This window comes from Pseudorhodoferax sp. LjRoot39 (assembly GCF_964253035.1).
Classification (GTDB): domain Bacteria; phylum Pseudomonadota; class Gammaproteobacteria; order Burkholderiales; family Burkholderiaceae_C; genus Pseudorhodoferax.
This window is the reverse complement of sequence record NZ_CAXUQL020000001.1, coordinates 386696-406491: the sequence shown is the minus strand read 5'-3', so window position 1 is coordinate 406491 and position 19796 is coordinate 386696. Positions and strand designations below refer to the sequence as shown.

Genomic DNA, 19796 nt, shown 5'->3' with positions numbered 1-19796 from the left:
ACTCAAATGTTGTTGCGAAGGGTCTTCATGAGCCCTTCGATCGGTTGCCATCGAAGATCCAGTTCGGCCAGCAGCACGCTCTGCACCTCCTGCTGGAACAGCAGGGGCCAGTCCGCCACGGCCTCCTCGCCGCTGGCATCGCGCAGCTGGCGGAAGCGCTTCTCCAGCAGCTTGGGAATGCCGGCCAGCAGCCGGTGCTCCTGGTTGCCGATGACCTGCTCCAGCACCGTGTCCACCGTGGCCAGCCGGGCCAGTGCGGGCGAGCGCGCCGACAAGGCCATGCGCAGGCGTCCGCGCAAGGGCGCGATGCCCGCGGCCATGGCCGACTGGCGCGCCAGCACGCAGCGCCGGTAGGGCGCAAAGCCGGGTGTGGCCTCCTTGACCTCGCCGGGCAGCGGCACCGGCGGGGCGCGGAACTCCACCGTGGCGGCCGCCGTTTCCTCGGCGATGGCGCGGGCCAGTGCGCTGCGCAGGCGCGCCGCGGCGCCGGCCGTGGCCTGCAACGCGGCCGCCGCCTTGGCCGGGTCGCCGGTGGCGGCCGACGGCTGCGGCGCGTCCTTCAAGGCCGTGAACAAGGGCATGGCATCGGTCCACCGGAGCCAAAGCCCCAGGCGGTCCGCAAAGCCCTGCGGGGATGGGCGCACGTCCGACCCGGCCAGGCGGGCCAGCAGACGGACCAGTGCCGAGTCGGGCGTGCCTGTGTGCCGTGACGCTTGCACCATGCCGACAGATTCGAAAAAACCGCGCAGTCTACATGGCCGGGCCGCCCGGAGCTGTCACAGCTTGTGCGCCGCTGGTGCTGCGCCCGCTTTTTTTGGTGGATGGTGGAATAAGCGCGCCCCGCCATCCGTCCATGCCGGTGTTCCTCAACCCCTTGCGAAAGACCGCCACCATGCACACCCGCCTCGCTTGCACGCTCGCCCTGGCGCTCGCTGCCACCTTCACGTTGCCGGCCCAGGCCGAGCCCGCCCCCAAGATGGCCGGCGGCATGCTCGTCAACGCCAGCGGCATGACGCTCTACACCTTCGACAAAGACCAGGCCGGCAGCGGCAAGAGCGTGTGCAACGGCCCCTGCGCCACGCTGTGGCCGCCGGCGCTGGCCGATGCCGATGCCAAGCCCGTCGGCGACCTGGGCGTGGTCACGCGCGACGACGGCGCCAGGCAGTGGGCCTACAAGGGCAAGCCGGTCTACACCTATGCCTCCGACAAAAAGGCCGGCGATGTGACGGGCGACAACTTCAAGGACATCTGGCACATCGTGAAGTAGGCGGCCGGACCGCCGACACTCGCCTCCATGCGTTCTCCGGACGAAGCCGAGATCGTGGCCTGCATTCCCGGCCTGCGCCGCTACGCGCGCGCGCTGGTGTCCGACCGCGACCGTGCCGACGACCTGGTGCAGGACACGCTGGAGCGCGCCTGGTCGCGCTGGGCGATGTGGCAGCGGCGCGGCGAGGTCCGGGCCTGGCTGTTCGGCATCATGCACAACCAGTTCATCGACCGGCTGCGGGCCCAGCGCAGCCGGCCGGAAGACAGTGCCGGCGACGCGCTGCCCGAGCAGCCGCAGCGCCCGCTGCAGAACGACGCGCTGGAACTGCGCGACCTCGACCGCGTGTTGCAGCGCCTGCCACCCGAGCAGCGCGAGGTGCTGCTGCTGGTGGCCGTCGAGGAGCTGAGCTACCAGGAGGTGGCCGGCGCCATCGGCGTGCCGCTGGGCACCGTGATGTCGCGGCTGTCGCGGGCCCGCGCACGGCTGCAGGAAGAACTGCGCGGGCCGGGCCCCGTGCGCACCGGCGCTGCGGCCGACCGGCTGCGGCGCGTGAAATGACCATGGACGACCCCCGACTCCAAGCCCTCGGCACCGGCACGGCCCCGCCCGTCACCGAAGCCGATCTGCATGCCTATGCCGATCGCCAGCTGGCGCCCGGGCGCCTGGCGCAGGTCGAGCGGTTCCTGGCCGAGCATCCCGAGCAATCGGCCCGCGTGCGCGACTGGCAACAGCAGAACGCGCTATTGCGCGACCTGCTGGCCCCCGTGCGCGACGAGCCTGTGCCGCCGGGCCTGGCCATGCGGCCGGTGCGCGCGCCCTGGCCGTGGCGCGGCCTGGCGGCCGGCCTGCTCATCGCCACCGTGAGCGCGGGCGCGGCCTGGTCGCTGCGCGGCATGGTGGAGGCCGGTGCGGCGCGGGCCGCCGCCAGCGGCCCCGCGCTGACCGGATTCGCACAGCGCGCGGCCATCGCGCACGCGGTGTACAGCCCCGACAAGCGCCGTCCCGTGGAAGTGGGCGCCGACCAGGAGCAGGCCCTGGTGACCTGGTTGACCCGGCGCATGGGCGCCGAGGTGCGGGCACCGGCGCTGGCGCCGCTGGGCTACGCGCTGATCGGCGGGCGCCTGCTGCCCGGCGAGAAGGCACCGGTGGCGCAGTTCATGTACGGCGCGGCCGACGGCAGGCGGCTGACCCTGTACGTCACACGCGAGGTGGGCCGGGCCGACGCCGCGTTCCGTTTCGGCCAGGACGGCGCGGTCAACGTGTTCTATTGGGTCGAGAACCACTTCGGCTACGCCATCTCGGCGGACGCCGACCGGGCCGAACTCATGAAGGTCTCGCAGGAGGTCTACCGGCAGCTCAAGCCGGGGTGAGAACGTGTGAACGAACCGCTCACACCCACGCGAGGCCCCCGATGCGCATTCGTTTCCCTCATGATCGCTGCGCCCAGGGCCTCGCCCTTCGGGCCGGGGCGCGCCGGGCCACATGCGGGCGTTGCAGTCCTTGCCCGGGCACAAGCCCGGGCTGCGGCCTGCGCCTACGCCTGCGGCCCGCCGCACCCCGTCGTGGGCGCGATCGGTTCATTCACACGTTCTGAGCCGTGCGGTGGCTGCTGGCCTTGGCGAACAAGGCAGGATGCGCCGCAGCGTGTTGTCGCGCAGCACGTGGTGGTGAAACAGCGCCGCCGCCGCATGGGCCGCGATCAGGAAGTAGCCCAGGTTGGCCAGGAGCTCATGGGCGTCCTTGATCGCGCCTGCGCTGGTGTCGGCCGGGGGGATGAGGCCGGGCAGGGGCACGCCGAAGAATGGGATCGCCGAGCCCTTGGCGCTGAGGAGCAGCCAGCCGAGCAGCGGCGTGGCCACCATGAACAGGTACAGCGCCAGCTTCATGGCGGTGGCGAGCCGGCTCTGCCAGGGCGGTGGAGGCGGGTGGATGCGCGGGGTGCGGCTGGCGAGCGCCAGCCCCACGCGCACCATCCCCAGCGCCAGCACGCACAGGCCCAGCGTGAAGTGCCACGTCTTGAGGGCCTCCCGCGCCGCGCTGCCGCGGGGCAGGAAGCCCTTGAGCTCCATGCTGGCATAGGCCGCGGCAATCAGCAGCAGTGCCAGCCAGTGCAGCGCGACGGAGACGCTGCCGTAGCGCTCCTGGGTGTTGGTCCATTGCATCGGGGGCTTTCGTTCTGGGGAAGGCCCGATGCTCGGGCGGCGGGATGAACCCACCCTTAAGGATGCCCCGCGTGAACCGCCATCCAGCGCCGTTGACTGCTGCAATCTATCGATTGTTCGGCGGTCAGTCTTTCTGGACGCAATGGATGCAGAGGTTCCCTGACTGCGCGGCGGCCGACAATCCGACCCGTTGCCACCATCCGATTGCCTGGAGCCCCTGCATGCCCTCGAAGAACGCGGAACGAGGTTCCGCCGGTCAGAACCCGTCCCTGGTCCTGTCGCCGCCGTTGCAGGCCGTCATCGTCGACCTCGACGGCACCATGGTCGACACGCTCGGCGACTTCAGCGCCGCGCTGGACCGCATGCTGGCCGACCTGGCGCTGCCCGCCGTGCCGGCCGCCGCCGTGGTCGACATGGTGGGCAAGGGCTCGGAGCACCTGATCCGCAGCGTGCTGGCCCGCGTGCAGGCCGACCCCGGCCTGTACGACGCGGCCTGGGCCAGCTACCAGCGCCACTACCCGGACGTGAACGGCCGCCATTCGCAGGTCTACCCCGGCGTGGTCGAGGGCCTGCGCACGCTGCAGGCGCGGGGCCTGGCGCTGGCCTGCCTGACCAACAAGCCCACCGATTTCGCCCGCGCGCTGTTGCAGGACAAGGGGCTCGATGGCTTCTTCGCGCAGGTCTTCGGCGGCGACGCTTTTGCGCGCAAGAAGCCCGACCCGCTGCCGCTGCTGCGCACCTGCGAGGCGCTGGGCAGTGCGCCTTCGCGCACGCTGATGCTGGGCGACTCCAGCAACGACGCCCAGGCCGCGCGCGCGGCCGGCTGCCCGGTGGTGCTGGTGAGCTACGGCTACAACCATGGCCAGCCGGTGCGCGCCGTGGACGCCGACGGCTGGGTCGATTCGCTGGCCGAGGCTGCTGCGCTGCTGTAGTTGGCCTCCTACCGGCACTCGCAGGCTGGTCCCACACTGCGCTGAAGCGGGCAACTACCGGGCGTGCCGGGGCGCACGCTTAGCCTTGTACGCATCGTCATTGCGTACAAGAGGGATCAGGTCATGGACATCGTCGTTTGGGCCGTCGCGGGCATCGTGGGCGTGCTGGCATTGGTGGCCGTGGGCCGTGCCATCGCCTGCTGCATGGACGCCTGAGACGATGCCGCGCAAGGACGCAGCCGGCGCCAAGGTACCGCGGGCCGGCACCAGCCCCAAGCAGCAGCAGATGCAGGCCTTCGTCGCGGCCGAGGCCACGGCGGCCACCGGCCTCACCACCAACCAGGGCCTGCGGCTCTCGGACAACCACAATTCGCTCAAGGCGGGCGCGCGCGGCCCGACGCTGCTCGAAGACTTCATCCTGCGCGAGAAGATCACGCACTTCGACCACGAGCGCATCCCCGAGCGCGTGGTGCATGCGCGCGGCGCCGGTGCGCATGGCTACTTCCAGCTGTACCGTTCGATGGCCACCTACACACGTGCGGCCTTCCTGCAAGACCCGGAGCAGCGCACGCCGGTGTTCGTGCGCTTTTCCACCGTGGCCGGCTCGCGCGGCTCGGCCGACACGGTGCGCGACGTGCGCGGTTTCGCCGTCAAGTTCTACACGGCCGAGGGCAACTACGACCTCGTGGGCAACAACATCCCCGTGTTCTTCATCCAGGACGCGATGAAGTTCCCGGACCTGATCCACGCCGTCAAGCCCGAGCCGCACCACGAGATGCCGCAGGCCGCCAGCGCGCACGACACCTTCTGGGACTTCGTCTCGCTGATGCCCGAGAGCACCCACATGCTGATGTGGGCCATGAGCGACCGCGCCATCCCGCGCAGCTACCGCATGATGGAAGGCTTCGGCGTACACACCTTCCGTCTGGTCAATGCGGGCGGCGATGCGGTGTTCGTCAAGTTCCACTGGAAGCCCAAGCTGGGCGTGCATGGCCTGGCCTGGGACGAGGCGCAGAAGATCGCCGGCATGGACCCCGACTTCCACCGGCGCGACCTCTGGGAGGCCATCGAACGTGGCGAGTTTCCCGAGTGGGAGCTGGGCCTGCAGATCATCGACGAGGGCAAGGCCGACCAGCTCGGCTTCGACATCCTGGACCCGACCAAGCTCGTGCCCGAGGAGATGGTGCCGGTGCAGCGCGTGGGCAAGCTGGTGCTGGACCGCAATCCCGACAACTTCTTCGCCGAGACCGAGCAGGTGGCCTTCCACCCGGGCCACATCGTGCCGGGCATCGACTTCACGAACGACCCGCTGTTGCAGGGCCGGCTGTTCTCCTACACCGACACGCAGCTCTCGCGCCTGGGCGGGCCGAATTTCCACGAGATTCCGATCAACCGCGGCGTCTGTCCCTTCCACAACTTCCAGCGCGACGGCATGCACCGCCAGACCGTGAACCGCGGCCGCGCCGCCTACGAGCCCAACACGCTGGGCCAGGGCGGCGCGGAGTTCCGCGTCGACGGCGGGCCGCAGGGCTTCCAGGAGTTCCAGGCCGCCACGGGCACGCCGCGGCTGCGCCAGCGCAGCCCCTCGTTCGACGACCATTTCTCGCAGGCCGCGCTGTTCTGGCACAGCCAGGGCCCGGCCGAGAAGGAGCACATCGTGGCGGCGTTCCGCTTCGAGTTGGGCAAGGTGGAGCATCCCGAGGTGCGCCAGCGCATGGTCGACAACCTGGCCCATGTCGACGCCATGCTGGCGCGCAAGGTGGCGGCAGGGCTGGGCCTCGTGCCCGACCCGCGGGCGGCGGCCGGCCGCGCCGGCTTCCGCGAGGCGCGGGGCAAGCTGCCGATCGAGGAATCGGTCGCGCTGCGCATGGCCAGCAGCCCGCCGACCGGCTCGCACCCGCTGGCCACGCGCAAGGTGGCGGTGCTGGTGGCCGACGGGGTCGACACGCAGGGCCTGCGGCCCGTGCTGCAGGCGCTGCAGGATGCGGGCGCGCGCTGCCTGGTGCTGGCACCGCAGCTGGCGCCGGTGGCGACCGAGGCCGGCCGCCAGTTCAGCGTGGACCACGCATTGGCGACCATGCCCTCGGTGGTGTTCGACGCCGTGCTCGTGGCCGGTGGCGAGCGCGCTGCGCAGGCGCTGGCCGGCATCGGCGGCGCCCAGCACTTCGTGCTGGAAGCCTACAAGCACGCCAAGGCGGTCTGCGCGCTGGGCGAGGGCGCGGTGCTGCTGCGCCTGCTGGACCTCACTCCGCGCTCCGATGCGCAGGCGCTGGCCAGGCACCCGGGCGTGGTGCTGGGCCGCGGCACCGCAGAGACGGCGCCCGACACGGCCAAGGCCTTCATCGAGGCCATGGGCCGGCACCGGCACTGGGACCGGCCGATGGCCGAGGGCGTGCCCGCCTGACCAGGTCGGGCGGTGTGACTACGCCGTCTGCTTGGCGAGCCGCAGCATCTTGCGGATGGTGTCGGCCAGTTCCTCGATGACGAACTTGCCCACATAGGCATCGGCGCCCACCGTCTTCACATGGCTCTCGTTGGTGGTGCCGGACAGGGAGGAGTGGATCACCACCGGGATCGAGCGGAAGCGCGCGTCCTGCTTGATCTTGCGCGTGAGCGTGAAGCCGTCCATCTCGGGCATCTCCAGGTCGGTCAGCACCAGTGCCACCTTGGAGGACACCGGCTTGCCTTCGGCCTCGGCCTTGGCCGCCAGGTCCTGCAGCTTGTCCCAGGCTTCGCGGCCCGACTTGGTCATGATGAAGGGCGTGCCCAGTGTGGACAGGCCCTTCTCGATCAGCGAGCGCGCGATCAGCGAGTCGTCGGCGGCCAGGATCACGCTGCCCTGCGGCAGGCTCACGCGCGGGCCGACGGATTCGTCGGTGATCTCCGGGCCCGGCGGCGGCATCACGGTGCGCAGGATCTGCTCCACGTCCAGCACCTGGGCCAGCCGCGTGTTGTGCACGTCGCCGTCGAGCCGGGCGATGCTGGTGATCAGGCCGCCTGCCGAGGTGCTGGCTTCGGCGGACAGCACCTGGTTCCAGTCCAGGCGCACGATCTCGTCCACCTCCTCCACGGCAAAGGCCTGGGTGGTGCGCGCGTACTCGGTCACCAGCAGGATGTTCAGCCCGGTCTGCGGCACGCAGCCCACGGCGGCGGGCAGGTTGATGACGGGGATCACCTGGCCGCGGATGTTGGTCACGCCCATCATGTGGGCGGTGGAGTTGGCGACGGCCGTCACGGTCGGCATGACCATGATCTCGCGCACCTTGAACACGTTGATGCCGAACAGCTCGCGGTGCTCGGAATTGGGGGTCGTGCCCAGGCGGAACAGCAGCAGTTCGAACTTGTTGCTCGTCGTGAGATTGGTGCGCTCGTCGACCTCTTTTTGTACCGTACTCATGACAGGTGTTCCTCGTAACCCGTTACTTGGGCGAAACAATTGTGGGTGCAGGGGGAGGGCGGGTCAACATCAGCCGCCAACTGGTCGCGATCCGCCGCCAAGCGGCAGCGGCCTCGTTCCTCTTTGCTACACTCGCCGCCCATGTCCGCTCACAGCACCACGACATCAGGCGCAGGCCGGGGAGCCTGGCCCTGGCGTAAGCCAACGACAAGCCGCACCTGATTGCACGGCGCATCGCCGTGCGCCCGTGCTCTTCGCCAGTGCAGCCGCACCCGCGCAAGGGCTTGAATGAACGAAGGCAGCGCCCCGCTGCCGCCGGGTCGCACCACCCTCCAAGCGCCCGGCGTGAACTTCGAAAGCACGCTGTGATCACTGAACTCGAATTCAAGAGCCTGTCCAAGGACGGCTACAACCGCATCCCCTTGATCGTCGAGGCCTTCGCGGACCTCGAAACTCCGCTCTCGCTGTACCTGAAGCTCGCCTACTCCAATGGACCCCAGGGCGGCGGCAAGTTCAGCTTCCTGCTCGAATCCGTCGTCGGCGGCGAGCGCTTCGGCCGCTACAGCTTCATCGGACTGCCGGCGCGCACCTTGCTGCGTGCCAGCGGCTTCGGCGCCGCAGCGCGCACCGAGGTCGTGACCGACGGGCAGGTCGTGGAGACGGCCGAAGGCAACCCGCTGGACTTCATCGAGGCCTACCAGAAGCGCTTCAAGGTCGCGCTGCGCCCCGGTCTGCCGCGCTTTTGTGGCGGGTTGGCCGGCTACTTCGGCTACGACGCGGTGCGCTACATGGAGAAGAAGCTGGAGAACAGCTGCCCGCCCGACCTGCTGGGCTGCCCCGACATCCTGCTGCTGCAGTGCGAGGAACTGGCCGTCATCGACAACCTGTCGGGCAAGCTGTACCTGATCGTCTACGCCGATCCCAAGCAGCCCGAGGCCTACGCCAACGCCAAGCGCCGGCTGCGCGAGTTGAAGGACAAGCTGCGCTACTCGGTCAGCGCGCCGCAAGTGAAGCCCACACAGGCGCACCCTGCCGAGCGGCCGTTCGCCAAGGCCGCCTACCTGAAGGCCGTCGAAGAGGCCAAGGAGCTGATTGCCGCCGGCGACTTCATGCAGGTGCAGGTGGGCCAGCGCATCAGCAAGCGCTACACCGAGTCGCCGCTGTCGCTGTACCGCGCGCTGCGCTCGCTGAACCCCAGCCCCTACATGTACTACTACGACATGGGCGACCACCATGTCGTGGGCGCCTCGCCCGAGATCCTGGTGCGCCAGGAGGTCACCGAGGCGGGCGAGCAGAAGGTCACGATCCGCCCGCTGGCCGGCACGCGGCCGCGCGGCGCCTCGCTGGAGCAGGACAAGGCGGCCGAGGTCGAACTCGTGAACGACCCCAAGGAACGCGCCGAGCACGTGATGCTGATCGACCTGGCGCGCAACGACATCGGCCGCATTGCCAAGATCGGCAGCGTGAAGGTGACCGAGGCCTTCGCCGTGGAGCGCTACAGCCATGTGATGCACATCGTCAGCAACGTCGAGGGCATCCTCAAGGACGGCATGACCAACATGGACGTGCTGCGCGCCACCTTCCCGGCCGGCACGCTGACGGGCGCGCCCAAGGTGCACGCCATGGAGCTCATCGACAAGCTGGAACCGACCAAGCGCGGCCTGTACGGCGGCGCCTGCGGCTACATCAGCTACGCGGGCGACATGGACGTAGCCATCGCCATCCGCACCGGCGTGATCAAGGACCAGACGTTGCACGTGCAGGCCGCGGCCGGCGTGGTGGCCGACTCGGTGCCCGAGTTGGAGTGGAAGGAAACCGAAGCCAAGGCGCGCGCGCTGATGCGCGCGAGCGAACTCGTCGAAGAAGGGCTGGAGTAAACCGCCATGGCACAGAAACTCTTGATGGTCGACAACTACGACAGCTTCACCTTCAACCTGGTGCAGTACTTCGGCGAACTGGGCGCCGAGGTCGAGGTGTTCCGCAACGACGAGATCGACATCGCGGGTGTGGCCGCGCGCCAGCCCGACCTGCTCGTGATCTCGCCCGGCCCGTGTTCGCCGGCCGAGGCCGGCATTTCGGTCGAGGCGATCCGGCATTTCGCGGGCAAGCTGCCCATCCTGGGCGTGTGCCTGGGGCACCAGAGCATCGGCGCGGCCTTCGGTGGCCAGATCGTGCGCGCGCAGCAGCTCATGCACGGCAAGACCAGCGAGATCACGACCACGCGCGAAGGCGTGTTCGCCGACCTGCCCGAGCGCTTCACGGTCAACCGCTACCACTCGCTGGCGATTGCGCGCGACAACTGCCCGGCCGCGCTGGCCGTGACGGCCCGCACCGAGGACGGCGAGATCATGGGCGTGCGGCACAAGGAGCTGCCGATCCAGGGCGTGCAGTTCCATCCCGAGTCCATCCTGACCGAGCATGGGCACGCGATGCTGCGCAACTTCCTGGAGCAGAAATGAGTACGGTTGACTTGCGCAGCGACACGGTCACGCGGCCGACCGCCGCGATGCGCGAGGCGATGTTTGCCGCCCCACTCGGCGACGACGTGTTCGGCGACGACCCGACCGTGCAGGCACTGCAGGAGCGCATCGCGGGCTTGCTGGGTTTCGAGGCTGCGCTGTTCGTGCCCAGCGGCACGCAGAGCAACCTGTGCGCCATCCTCGCGCACTGCGGCCGCGGCGACGAGTACATCGTGGGCCAGATGCAGCACTGCTACCGCTGGGAAGCCGGCGGCGCCGCCGTGCTGGGCAGCGTGCAGCCGCAGCCCATCGCGCATGCGGCCGACGGCACGCTGCCGCTGGCCGACATCGAAGCGGCGATCAAGCCTGACGACGCGCATTTCGCGCGCACGCGGCTTCTGGCGCTGGAGAACACGCTGGGCGGGCAGCTGCTGCCGTTCGACTACGTGCAGGCCGCGACAAAGCTGGCGGCTGACAAGGGCCTGGCGCGGCACCTGGACGGCGCGCGGCTGTTCAATGCCGCCACGGCGCAAGGTGCGGACGCCTACGCCGAGGCGAAGCGCATCGCACAGTGTTTCGACAGCGTCTCGGTCTGCTTCAGCAAAGGCCTGGGCGCGCCCGTGGGCTCGGCCCTGTGCGGCCCACGCGACTTCATCGCACGCGCGCACCGCATCCGCAAGATGGCCGGTGGCGGCATGCGCCAGGCCGGGCTGCTGGCGGCTGCGGCTCTGCACGCCCTGGACCACCACGTCGCGCGCCTGGCCGACGACCATGCGCTGGCGCGCCGGCTGGCCGAAGGGCTGTCCGGCATCGACGGCGTGCAGGCGCAGGCGCCGCACAGCAACATCGTCTTTGCCACGCTCTCGGGCGCGGCGCGCGAGCGTGGCGCCGGCCTGCTGCCCTACCTGGCCGAGCGCGGTGTCCTGGCCACCGGCCTGTACCAGTTGCGCTTCGTGACCCACCTGGACGTGGATGCCGCGGGCGTGGACCGCGCCGTGGCGGCCGTGCGCGCCTATTTCGCGCAGGCATGAGGGGCCGCGCATGCCCGATTTCCACCATCTGCTGCTGTTCATCGCGGCCGGCTGGCTGCTGAACCTGACGCCGGGCCCCGACGTGCTGTGCATCGTGCGCCACGCGCTACGCGGCGGCGTGCGCGCCGGCATCCTTGCCGGGCTGGGCATCACGGCCGGCTGCTTCGTGCATGTGGCGGCTGCGGCCATCGGCGTGGGCGCCTTGCTGGCGGCCTCGGCCACGGCCTTCAACGTGCTCAAGTGGGTGGGGGCGGCCTACCTCGCGTACACCGGCCTGCGCCTGCTGTTCGCACGCCCTGGCAGCAGCCCGCTCGCCCAGGCCCAGGCGGGCCCCGTGGGCGCGCCCGTGGCGCCGCGTCGGGTGTTCCTCGACGGCTTCTGGACCAACGTGCTGAACCCCAAGGTGGCCCTGTTCTTCCTGGCCTTCGTGCCCCAGTTCATCGCACCGGGCACCGCCGACACGGCCTGGGTGTTCGTGGGGCTGGGCGTGCTGTTCAACCTCAATGCCATCCCGGTCAATGTCGGCTGGGCGCTGGCCGCGGCCTGGATGGCGCGGCGTGCGTCCGTGCAACGCGGCCTGGCCTGGCTGGACCGTGTGGCCGGCGTGCTGTTCATCGGTTTCGGCCTGCGCCTTGCCTGGGCCGAGAGCCCGGCGCGCTGATCCCCTCTTTCGAAAGACCTTCCCATGATCACCCCCCAGGAAGCGCTGCAGCGCACCATCGAACACCGCGAGATCTTCCACGACGAGATGCTGCACATCATGCGGCTCATCATGCGCGGCGAGTGCTCGCCCGTGATGATGGCCGCGCTGATCACGGGCCTGCGCGTCAAGAAGGAAACCATCGGCGAGATCACGGCCGCGGCCCAGGTCATGCGCGAGTTCGCGACCAAGGTGCAGGTGGCCGACACGCGCCATCTGGTCGACATCGTCGGCACCGGCGGCGACGGCTCGCACACCTTCAACATCTCGACCTGTTCGATGTTCGTCGCGGCGGCGGCCGGCGCCAAGGTCAGCAAGCACGGCGGGCGCAGCGTGTCCAGCAAGTCCGGCAGCGCCGACGTGCTGGAGGCGCTGGGCGTGGACATCAACCGCACGCCCGAGCAGATCGCGCAATGCATCGCGGAGGTCGGCATCGGCTTCATGTTCGCGCCCAACCACCATCCCGCCATGAAGAACGTGGGGCCCGTGCGCAAGGAGCTCGGCGTGCGCACCATCTTCAACATCCTGGGGCCGCTGACCAATCCGGCGTCCGCGCCCAACATCCTGATGGGCGTGTTCCATCCGGACCTGGTCGGCATCCAGGTGCGCGCACTGCAGCGCCTGGGCGCCGAGCATGCGCTCGTGGTCTACGGCAAGGACGGCATGGACGAGGTCAGCCTGGGCGCGTCCACGCTGGTTGGCGAGCTCAAGGACGGCGAGGTGCGCGAGTACGAGATCCATCCCGAAGACTTCGGCATGGCCATGGTCAGCAACCGCGCGCTGCGTGTGGAAACGCCGCAGCAGTCCCAGGCCATGCTGCGCGGCGTGCTCGACGGCGAGCACGGCCCCGCCTACGACATCGTGGTGCTGAATGCCGGCGCGGCGCTGTACGCGGCCAATGTCTGCGCCTCCATTCCAGAGGGCCTGGCCGCTGCGCGCCAGGCCATTGCTTCGGGCGCTGCCAAGTTCAAACTGGACCAGTTCGCGGCCCTCACCCAATCGCTTGCAAAGGCTTGAGGAACACCATGTCCGAAGACATCCTGAAGAAGATCGTTGCCGTCAAGCACGAGGAGCTGCTGCTCGCCAAGGGCCGCAAGCCGTTGGCCGAGGTGCGCGAGGACGCCGAGTCGCGCGTGCTCACGCGCGACTTCGTCGGCGCGCTGCGCGCCAAGGTCACCGCCGGCAAGGCTGCCGTGATCGCCGAGGTCAAGAAGGCCAGCCCCTCCAAGGGCGTGCTGCGCGAAGACTTCATCCCGGCCGACATCGCGCAGAGCTATGCCGAGTACGGGGCGGCCTGCCTGTCGGTGCTGACCGACCGCCAGTTCTTCCAGGGCAGCGTGGACTACTTGAAGCAGGCGCGCGCCTCCTGCCAGCTGCCCGTGCTGCGCAAGGACTTCATGGTCGATCCGTACCAGATCTACGAATCGCGGGTGATGGGCGCGGACTGCGTGCTGCTGATCGCCGCGATCCTGGACGACGCGCAGATGGCCGAGTTCGAGGCCATCGCGCTGCACCTGGGCATGGCGGTGCTGGTCGAGGTGCACGACGCGGCCGAGCTGGCGCGTGCGCTCAAGCTCAAGACCCCGCTGATCGGCGTCAACAACCGCAACCTGCGCACCTTCGAGGTCTCGCTGCAGACCACGCTGGATCTGCAGGCCGCCGTGCCGGCCGACCGCCTGCTCGTGACCGAGAGCGGCATCCTGCAACCGGCCGACGTGCAGCGCATGCGCACGGCCGGTGTGCACGCCTTCCTGGTCGGCGAGGCCTTCATGCGCGCGCCCGAGCCGGGCGAGGCGCTGGCCCAGCTGTTCGGCGCATGACGGCATTCGGCCCGGTCGCGGCCGGCTGGCAGCCGGTGGTCGACAGCTTTGCCGCAAGCCCCGAGGGCCTGCGGCTGCAGGCGTTCCTGGCTGCGCGCCAGGCCGCTGGCGCGGTGGTCTATCCGCCCGAGCCGCTGCGCGCGCTGCGGCTGACGCCGCCCGAGCGCGTGCACGCCGTGATCCTGGGCCAGGACCCCTACCATGGGCCCGGCCAGGCCGAAGGCTTGGCCTTCTCGGTCGCGCCGGGCGTGCGGCTGCCGCCTTCGCTGCGCAACATCTTCAAGGAGCTGCAGCGCGACCTGGGCCATCCCATGCCGGCCGGCGGCTCGCTGGCCGAGTGGGCCGCGCAGGGCGTGCTGTTGCTCAACACCAGCCTCACGGTGGAAGACGGCCAGGCCGCCAGCCACGCCAAGAAGGGCTGGGAGGCCCTGACCGACGCACTGATCGCCCAGGTGGCGGCGGTGGCTTCGCCCTGCGTCTACCTGCTCTGGGGGGCGCACGCCCAGGCCAAGGCACCCTTGATCGCGCGCACGGCCCAGGCCGCGGGCCGCGAGGCCTTGGTGCTGATGGCCAACCATCCATCGCCGCTGTCGGCGCTGCGCCCGCCCGTGCCCTTCATCGGTTGCGGCCACTTCGGCCAGGCCAGCCGCTGGCTCGCCGAACGCGGTCAGACAATAAATTGGTGCTTGTCCGCTACGACGGATGTGCAGAGTCAAAAAGTTCTGCTATAGTCCTGAGTTCGCTGGAGAGGTGGCCGAGTGGTTAATGGCAGCAGACTGTAAATCTGCCCTCTTACGAGTACGCTGGTTCGAATCCAGCCCTCTCCACCAGTGATTTTTGAGGTCAGGTTGGCGATCGATCGGTAGTTGGAGTGTTGCGAAAGCGCAGTGTTTGTCGTGAATCCATCCGGATGGCGGCAGGCGCAAGGCGGGAGTAGTTCAATGGTAGAACCCTAGCCTTCCAAGCTAATGACGCGGGTTCGATTCCCGTCTCCCGCTCCAGCAGGCATCGATCGTCAGCAAAGTTTGAGCGCCCTTTTGGCTCAGTGGTAGAGCACTCCCTTGGTAAGGGAGAGGTCGCGGGTCCGATTCCCGCAAAGGGCACCATGATTCCCGGCACTCCATGTGGAGTGCCGGGCGCTTGGCTAGTTGGAACGTATTTTTTTCGGAGTCGAAACATGGCAAAAGAGAAATTCGCGCGGACCAAGCCGCACGTGAACGTCGGCACCATCGGCCACGTGGACCACGGCAAGACCACGCTGACGGCAGCGATCACGACGGTGCTGGCCTCCAAGTTCGGCGGCCAGGCCAAGGCCTACGACCAGATCGACGCGGCTCCCGAAGAAAAGGCCCGCGGCATCACGATCAACACCGCGCACGTCGAGTACGAAACCGCCACGCGCCACTACGCCCACGTGGACTGCCCCGGCCACGCCGACTACGTCAAGAACATGATCACCGGTGCCGCCCAGATGGACGGCGCCATTCTGGTGTGCTCGGCCGCCGACGGCCCGATGCCCCAGACCCGTGAGCACATCCTGCTGGCCCGTCAGGTCGGCGTGCCCTACATCATCGTGTTCCTGAACAAGTGCGACATGGTGGACGACGCCGAACTGCTCGAGCTCGTCGAAATGGAAGTGCGCGAACTGCTGGACAAGTACGAATTCCCCGGCGATGACACCCCCATCATCCACGGCTCGGCCAAGCTCGCCATGGAAGGCGACAAGGGCGACCTGGGCGAAGGCGCCATCCTGAAGCTGGCCGAAGCGCTGGACACCTACATCCCCACGCCCGAGCGCGCCATCGACGGCACCTTCCTGATGCCCGTGGAAGACGTGTTCTCCATCTCCGGCCGTGGCACCGTGGTGACCGGCCGCGTCGAGCGCGGCATCATCAAGGTCGGCGAAGAAATCGAGATCGTCGGCATCAAGCCCACGGCCAAGACCATCTGCACCGGCGTGGAAATGTTCCGCAAGCTGCTGGACCAAGGCCAGGCTGGCGACAACGTCGGCATCCTGCTGCGCGGCACCAAGCGCGAAGAAGTCGAACGCGGCCAAGTGCTGTGCAAGCCTGGCTCGATCAAGCCGCACACGCACTTCACGTCGGAAATCTACGTGCTGTCCAAGGACGAAGGTGGCCGTCACACGCCGTTCTTCAACAACTACCGCCCGCAGTTCTACTTCCGCACGACGGACGTGACCGGCGCGATCAGCCTGCCCGAAGGCAAGGAAATGGTCATGCCTGGCGACAACGTGTCGATCACCGTCAAGCTGATCAACCCGATCGCCATGGAAGAAGGCCTGCGCTTCGCCATCCGCGAAGGCGGCAAGACCGTCGGCGCCGGCGTGGTCGCCAAGATCATCGAGTGATGTGATTCGGAGGGGTATAGCTCAATTGGCAGAGCGTCGGTCTCCAAAACCGAAGGTTGTAGGTTCGATTCCTACTGCCCCTGCCACCTGAACCCAGGTGGTCTCCGAAAAAAGCCCGTCACTTGCCTGACGGGCTTTAGCGTCTGAACGGCGCTAAGTGTTTGATTGCAGCATTAGGGCCGAAATGGCGACTTCGCAAGTTGAAACTGTCAGTACCGGCGCGGACAAGGCCAAGTTGGCCGTGTCCGCTGCGCTCGTCATTGCGGCGCTGGCTGGCTTTTACCTGCTCGGCAAGCAAGGCCAGGTGGCCCAGTGGGGCGCGCTGATCGTCGGGCTGGCCGCTGCCGTGGCCCTGTTCTTCAGCAGCGAGCCCGGCCGCCAGCTGATCGCCTTCGGCCGCGACGCCTGGCGCGAGGTCAAGAAGGTGGTCTGGCCGACGCGCAAGGAATCCATGCAGATGACGGCGTACGTGTTCGCCTTCGTCGTCGTCATGGCCTTGTTCCTGTGGTTCACGGACAAGACCTTGGAATGGGTGCTGTACGACCTCATCTTGGGCTGGAAGCGATAAATGACTGACGCAGTGGAATCTCCCGCGACGGACGCGATGCCGGGCCCGACCAATCCGGATTTCCGGTGGTACATCGTCCATGCCTATTCGGGCATGGAGAAGGCTGTCGAGCGCAACATCACCGAGCGCATCACGCGCGCGGGCATGCAGTCCAAGTTCGGCCGCATCCTGGTGCCGACCGAGGAGGTCGTCGAGGTCAAGAACGGCCAGCGCCGCACGACCGAGCGTCGCCTGTTTCCGGGCTATGTGTTCGTCGAGATGCTGATGGACGACGAGTCCTGGCACCTGGTCAAGCACACCAACAAGGTGACCGGCTTCGTCGGTGGCGCCAAGAACCGTCCGGCCCCGATCTCCGAAGAGGAGGTCGTCAAGATCGTCAGCCAGATGCAGGAAGGCGTGGAGAAGCCGCGCCACAAGGTCGAGTTCCTGGTCGGCGAGTACGTGCGCGTCAAGGAAGGCCCCTTTACCGACTTCAACGGTTCGGTCGAGGAAGTCAACTACGACAAGAACAAGGTCCGCGTGTCCGTCACCATCTTCGGCCGCGCCACCCCTGTCGAGCTGGAATTCAGCCAGATCGAGAAAACCTGATCCAGAGCGCCGGGCGCGAGCCCGGCCTCGACGGCACCGCGCTTTTCGACTCGGCGCGGTTGCTGTGTGTTAGCTAGAGTCTTCACCCCCGGGGAGCCGAGGCGGCCTGCACAGGCTGACCGACGCGTTATCACCCGCAAGGAGTTCATTCATGGCGAAGAAAATCGTCGGCTTCATCAAGCTGCAAGTGCCAGCTGGTAAGGCCAACCCGTCCCCCCCGATCGGCCCGGCTCTGGGTCAGCGCGGCCTGAACATCATGGAGTTCTGCAAGGCGTTCAACGCCCAGACCCAAGGCGTCGAGCCCGGTCTGCCGCTGCCGGTGGTGATCACCGCCTTCGCGGATAAGAGCTTCACCTTCATCATCAAGACGCCGCCCGCGACCGTCCTGATCAAGAAGGCCGTCAAGCTGGACAAGGGTTCGGCCACGCCGCACACCGTCAAGGTCGGCAAGATCACCCGCGCGCAGCTGGAAGAGATCGCCAAGACCAAGCTGAAGGACATGAACGCCGCGAACGTGGATGCCGCCATCCGCACGCTGGCCGGTTCCGCCCGTTCCATGGGCATCACGGTGGAGGGCGTCTAAATGACCAAGCTGACCAAGAAGCAAAAGTCGCAACAGGGCAAGATCGACAGCACCAAGCTGTACGCCCTGGCCGATGCGCTGACCATCGTCAAGGAAGCCGCCACCGCCAAGTTCGATGAGTCCATCGACGTGGCCGTGCAGCTGGGCATCGATGCCAAGAAGTCTGACCAGGTCGTGCGTGGCGCCGTCGTGCTGCCCAACGGCACCGGCAAGACCAAGCGCGTCGCCGTGTTCGCCCAGGGCGCCAAGGCCGAAGAAGCCAAGGCCGCCGGCGCCGACATCGTCGGCATGGACGACCTGGCCGCCATGGTCAAGGCTGGCGACATGCCGTTCGACGTGGTCATCGCTGCACCGGACGCGATGCGCGTCGTCGGTACGCTGGGCCAGATCCTGGGCCCGCGCGGCCTGATGCCCAACCCCAAGGTTGGCACCGTGACGCCCGACGTCGCCACGGCTGTGAAGAACGCCAAGGCTGGCCAGGTCCAGTTCCGCGTCGACAAGGCCGGCATCATCCACGGCACCATCGGCCGCCGCTCGTTCGATTCGGACAAGCTGCAAGGCAACCTGGTGGCCCTGATCGATGCACTGACCAAGGCCAAGCCGGCTTCGAGCAAGGGCTTGTACCTGCGCAAGGTGGCGGTCTCGTCGACCATGGGTGTGGGCGTCCGCGTGGACACCCAGTCCATCTCGGCGTAATCGCAAGAATTTGGGCCGCCCTGCAAGGGGTGGCCCAAGGTGGTGGGCCGGGCGGCAGCAAAGTCGCCCGGGCCATCCAAGACCGTTGGCGTCTCCTCACAGGGACTTAATCGCGCAAGCAACCAACGCAGATGGCGATCCCGCTGCAGATGGATTTTTTCCTGAACAGTTGGTCGCTGCAAGAAGGCGTGTCGGAAGGCTCCGGCCCGAAGACACAAACTAAGGAGTAGACCTTGAGTCTTAATCGCAGTGAGAAAGAAGCGGTCATCACCGAAGTGACCGGACTCGCCGCTCAAGCTCAAACGCTCGTGATGGCGGAATACCGTGGCATCACGGTCGCTGACATGACCCGTCTGCGCTCTGCAGCCCGCAGCAACGGCGTGAGCCTCAGCGTGTTGAAGAACACGCTGGCCCGCCGTGCCGTGGCCGGCAGCGCATTCGAAGTCGTGGCCGACCAGATGACTGGCCCGCTGATCTATGGCTTCTCTGCCGATGCCGTGGCCGCCGCGAAAGTGGTGTCCGAGTTCGCGAAGACCAACGACAAGTTGGTCATCCGCGGCGGTGCATTCGGTGGCAAGGCCCTGGACGTCGACGGCGTCAAGCAACTGGCGAACATCCCTTCGAAGGAAGTCCTGCTGGCCCAGATCTGTGGCCTCTTGATGTCCCCGATCTCGCGCACGGCCGTTGTGCTGGGCGCGCTGGCCGCCAAGAAGGGCGAAGGCGCAGAACCCGCAGCCGAGGCTCCCGCAGCCGAAGCCGCCGCAGCCTGATCGAACGATCACGCGGCACAACCAACTTATTTAGGAAATCAAAATGGCATTCGATAAAGACGCATTCCTGACCGCCCTCGACAGCATGACGGTCCTCGAACTCAACGACCTGGTCAAGGCCATCGAAGAGAAGTTCGGCGTGAGCGCAGCCGCCATGGCCGCTCCGGCAGCCGGCGGCGGCGGCGCTGCTGCTGCAGCCGCTGAAGAGAAGACCGAATTCAACGTCGTGCTGCTCGAAGCCGGCGCGAACAAGGTCTCCGTCATCAAGGCCGTGCGCGAAATCACGGGCCTGGGTCTGAAGGAAGCCAAGGACCTGGTCGACGGCGCTCCGAAGAACGTCAAGGAAGCCATCGCCAAGGCCGACGCCGAAGCCGCCAAGAAGAAGCTGGAAGACGCTGGCGCCAAGGTCGAACTCAAGTAATCACTTGGTTCGCCAAGGCTGGAGGTCCGATCCG

At 67.9% G+C, this 19796-nt stretch carries 22 protein-coding genes and 4 tRNA genes; 23 read left to right on the top strand and 3 right to left on the bottom strand.

Translation table 11 applies throughout. The features are described from left to right. Nucleotides 1-2: 2 nt before the first annotated feature. Nucleotides 3-722: a DUF3348 family protein gene (locus ACSQ4M_RS01915; protein WP_436187990.1), complete on the bottom strand. Its 720-nt coding sequence runs from the start codon at nt 720-722 to the stop codon at nt 3-5. Nucleotides 723-892: 170 nt separating this feature from the next. On the opposite strand from ACSQ4M_RS01915, the gene ACSQ4M_RS01910 reads away from it, so the two are divergent. The 3 genes from ACSQ4M_RS01910 to ACSQ4M_RS01900 are packed head-to-tail and all read left to right on the top strand — an operon-like array spanning nt 893 to nt 2637. Next, a complete protein-coding gene (locus ACSQ4M_RS01910; protein WP_436187989.1) occupies nt 893-1267 on the top strand; it encodes a COG4315 family predicted lipoprotein in 375 nt (124 codons plus the stop codon). 27 nt (nt 1268-1294) lie between these two features. Continuing rightward, nucleotides 1295-1825 carry an RNA polymerase sigma factor gene (locus ACSQ4M_RS01905; protein WP_436187988.1) on the top strand — a complete coding sequence of 177 codons (531 nt, stop codon included), beginning with the start codon at nt 1295-1297 and terminating at the stop codon, nt 1823-1825. Between the two features lie 2 nt (nt 1826-1827). After that, a complete protein-coding gene (locus ACSQ4M_RS01900) occupies nt 1828-2637 on the top strand; it encodes an anti-sigma factor family protein (RefSeq protein WP_436187987.1) in 810 nt (269 codons plus the stop codon). A gap of 207 nt (nt 2638-2844) precedes the next feature. On the opposite strand, the gene ACSQ4M_RS01895 is transcribed toward ACSQ4M_RS01900, so the two are convergent. Continuing rightward, nucleotides 2845-3429, bottom strand: a complete 585-nt coding sequence (locus ACSQ4M_RS01895) for a cytochrome b (RefSeq protein ID WP_436187986.1) — start codon at nt 3427-3429, stop codon at nt 2845-2847. A 221-nt stretch (nt 3430-3650) separates the two neighbouring features. On the opposite strand from ACSQ4M_RS01895, the gene ACSQ4M_RS01890 reads away from it, so the two are divergent. Both ACSQ4M_RS01890 and ACSQ4M_RS01885 read left to right on the top strand, forming a co-directional pair. Next, a complete protein-coding gene (locus ACSQ4M_RS01890) occupies nt 3651-4361 on the top strand; it encodes a phosphoglycolate phosphatase (protein ID WP_436187985.1) in 711 nt (236 codons plus the stop codon). Between the two features lie 220 nt (nt 4362-4581). After that, on the top strand, nt 4582-6765 hold the full coding sequence (locus tag ACSQ4M_RS01885; protein ID WP_436187984.1) for a catalase: 2184 nt from the start codon (nt 4582-4584) through the stop codon (nt 6763-6765). Between the two features lie 18 nt (nt 6766-6783). On the opposite strand, the gene ACSQ4M_RS01880 is transcribed toward ACSQ4M_RS01885, so the two are convergent. Further along, nucleotides 6784-7758 carry a chemotaxis protein gene (locus ACSQ4M_RS01880; protein WP_436187983.1) on the bottom strand — a complete coding sequence of 325 codons (975 nt, stop codon included), beginning with the start codon at nt 7756-7758 and terminating at the stop codon, nt 6784-6786. Between the two features lie 365 nt (nt 7759-8123). Here ACSQ4M_RS01880 and trpE point away from each other — a divergent pair, with 365 nt between their 5' ends. The 18 genes from trpE to rplL all read left to right on the top strand — a co-directional run bounded on the left by trpE (nt 8124) and on the right by rplL (nt 19762). Continuing rightward, nucleotides 8124-9635: an anthranilate synthase component I gene (gene trpE, locus ACSQ4M_RS01875; RefSeq protein WP_436187982.1), complete on the top strand. Its 1512-nt coding sequence runs from the start codon at nt 8124-8126 to the stop codon at nt 9633-9635. Nucleotides 9636-9641: 6 nt separating this feature from the next. Next, entirely contained in the window at nt 9642-10217 is a 576-nt protein-coding gene (locus ACSQ4M_RS01870) for an anthranilate synthase component II (RefSeq protein WP_436187981.1), read from the top strand. After that, nucleotides 10214-11248: a low-specificity L-threonine aldolase gene (ltaE, locus tag ACSQ4M_RS01865; RefSeq protein ID WP_436187980.1), complete on the top strand. Its 1035-nt coding sequence runs from the start codon at nt 10214-10216 to the stop codon at nt 11246-11248. The genes ACSQ4M_RS01870 and ltaE overlap by 4 nt, the downstream gene beginning before the upstream one ends. A gap of 10 nt (nt 11249-11258) precedes the next feature. Beyond that, a complete protein-coding gene (locus ACSQ4M_RS01860; RefSeq protein WP_436187979.1) occupies nt 11259-11909 on the top strand; it encodes a LysE family translocator in 651 nt (216 codons plus the stop codon). A 24-nt stretch (nt 11910-11933) separates the two neighbouring features. After that, entirely contained in the window at nt 11934-12965 is a 1032-nt protein-coding gene (gene trpD / locus ACSQ4M_RS01855; RefSeq protein WP_436187978.1) for an anthranilate phosphoribosyltransferase, read from the top strand. An 8-nt stretch (nt 12966-12973) separates the two neighbouring features. Next, entirely contained in the window at nt 12974-13768 is a 795-nt protein-coding gene (trpC, locus tag ACSQ4M_RS01850) for an indole-3-glycerol phosphate synthase TrpC (RefSeq protein ID WP_436187977.1), read from the top strand. After that, nucleotides 13765-14499 (top strand): uracil-DNA glycosylase, encoded by a 735-nt coding sequence (locus tag ACSQ4M_RS01845; protein ID WP_436187976.1) that lies wholly within the window; start codon nt 13765-13767, stop codon nt 14497-14499. Before trpC ends, ACSQ4M_RS01845 begins: the two co-directional genes overlap by 4 nt. 13 nt (nt 14500-14512) lie before the next feature. Beyond that, nucleotides 14513-14598 (top strand) — tRNA-Tyr (locus ACSQ4M_RS01840). Nucleotides 14599-14695: 97 nt separating this feature from the next. Continuing rightward, nucleotides 14696-14769 (top strand) — tRNA-Gly (locus ACSQ4M_RS01835). 30 nt (nt 14770-14799) lie between these two features. Further along, nucleotides 14800-14874, top strand: a tRNA-Thr gene (locus ACSQ4M_RS01830). A 71-nt stretch (nt 14875-14945) separates the two neighbouring features. Then, entirely contained in the window at nt 14946-16136 is a 1191-nt protein-coding gene (gene tuf, locus ACSQ4M_RS01825; protein ID WP_436187975.1) for an elongation factor Tu, read from the top strand. 10 nt (nt 16137-16146) lie between these two features. Then, nucleotides 16147-16222 (top strand) — tRNA-Trp (locus tag ACSQ4M_RS01820). Between the two features lie 98 nt (nt 16223-16320). Beyond that, the gene (secE, locus tag ACSQ4M_RS01815) at nt 16321-16704 is read left to right on the top strand and encodes a preprotein translocase subunit SecE (protein ID WP_056665927.1); all 384 of its coding nucleotides are present in this window, start codon (nt 16321-16323) and stop codon (nt 16702-16704) included. Beyond that, nucleotides 16705-17292, top strand: coding sequence for a transcription termination/antitermination protein NusG (nusG, locus tag ACSQ4M_RS01810; RefSeq protein WP_436187974.1), 588 nt, complete (start codon nt 16705-16707; stop codon nt 17290-17292). It abuts the gene before it with no gap. Nucleotides 17293-17443: 151 nt separating this feature from the next. After that, on the top strand, nt 17444-17875 hold the full coding sequence (gene rplK / locus ACSQ4M_RS01805) for a 50S ribosomal protein L11 (protein ID WP_326538630.1): 432 nt from the start codon (nt 17444-17446) through the stop codon (nt 17873-17875). Next, nucleotides 17876-18571: a 50S ribosomal protein L1 gene (gene rplA, locus ACSQ4M_RS01800; protein WP_436187973.1), complete on the top strand. Its 696-nt coding sequence runs from the start codon at nt 17876-17878 to the stop codon at nt 18569-18571. Nucleotides 18572-18804: 233 nt separating this feature from the next. Then, a complete protein-coding gene (rplJ, locus tag ACSQ4M_RS01795; protein ID WP_436187972.1) occupies nt 18805-19341 on the top strand; it encodes a 50S ribosomal protein L10 in 537 nt (178 codons plus the stop codon). A gap of 43 nt (nt 19342-19384) precedes the next feature. Further along, the gene (rplL, locus tag ACSQ4M_RS01790; RefSeq protein ID WP_436187971.1) at nt 19385-19762 is read left to right on the top strand and encodes a 50S ribosomal protein L7/L12; all 378 of its coding nucleotides are present in this window, start codon (nt 19385-19387) and stop codon (nt 19760-19762) included. The last annotated feature ends 34 nt before the right edge of the window (nt 19763-19796 follow it).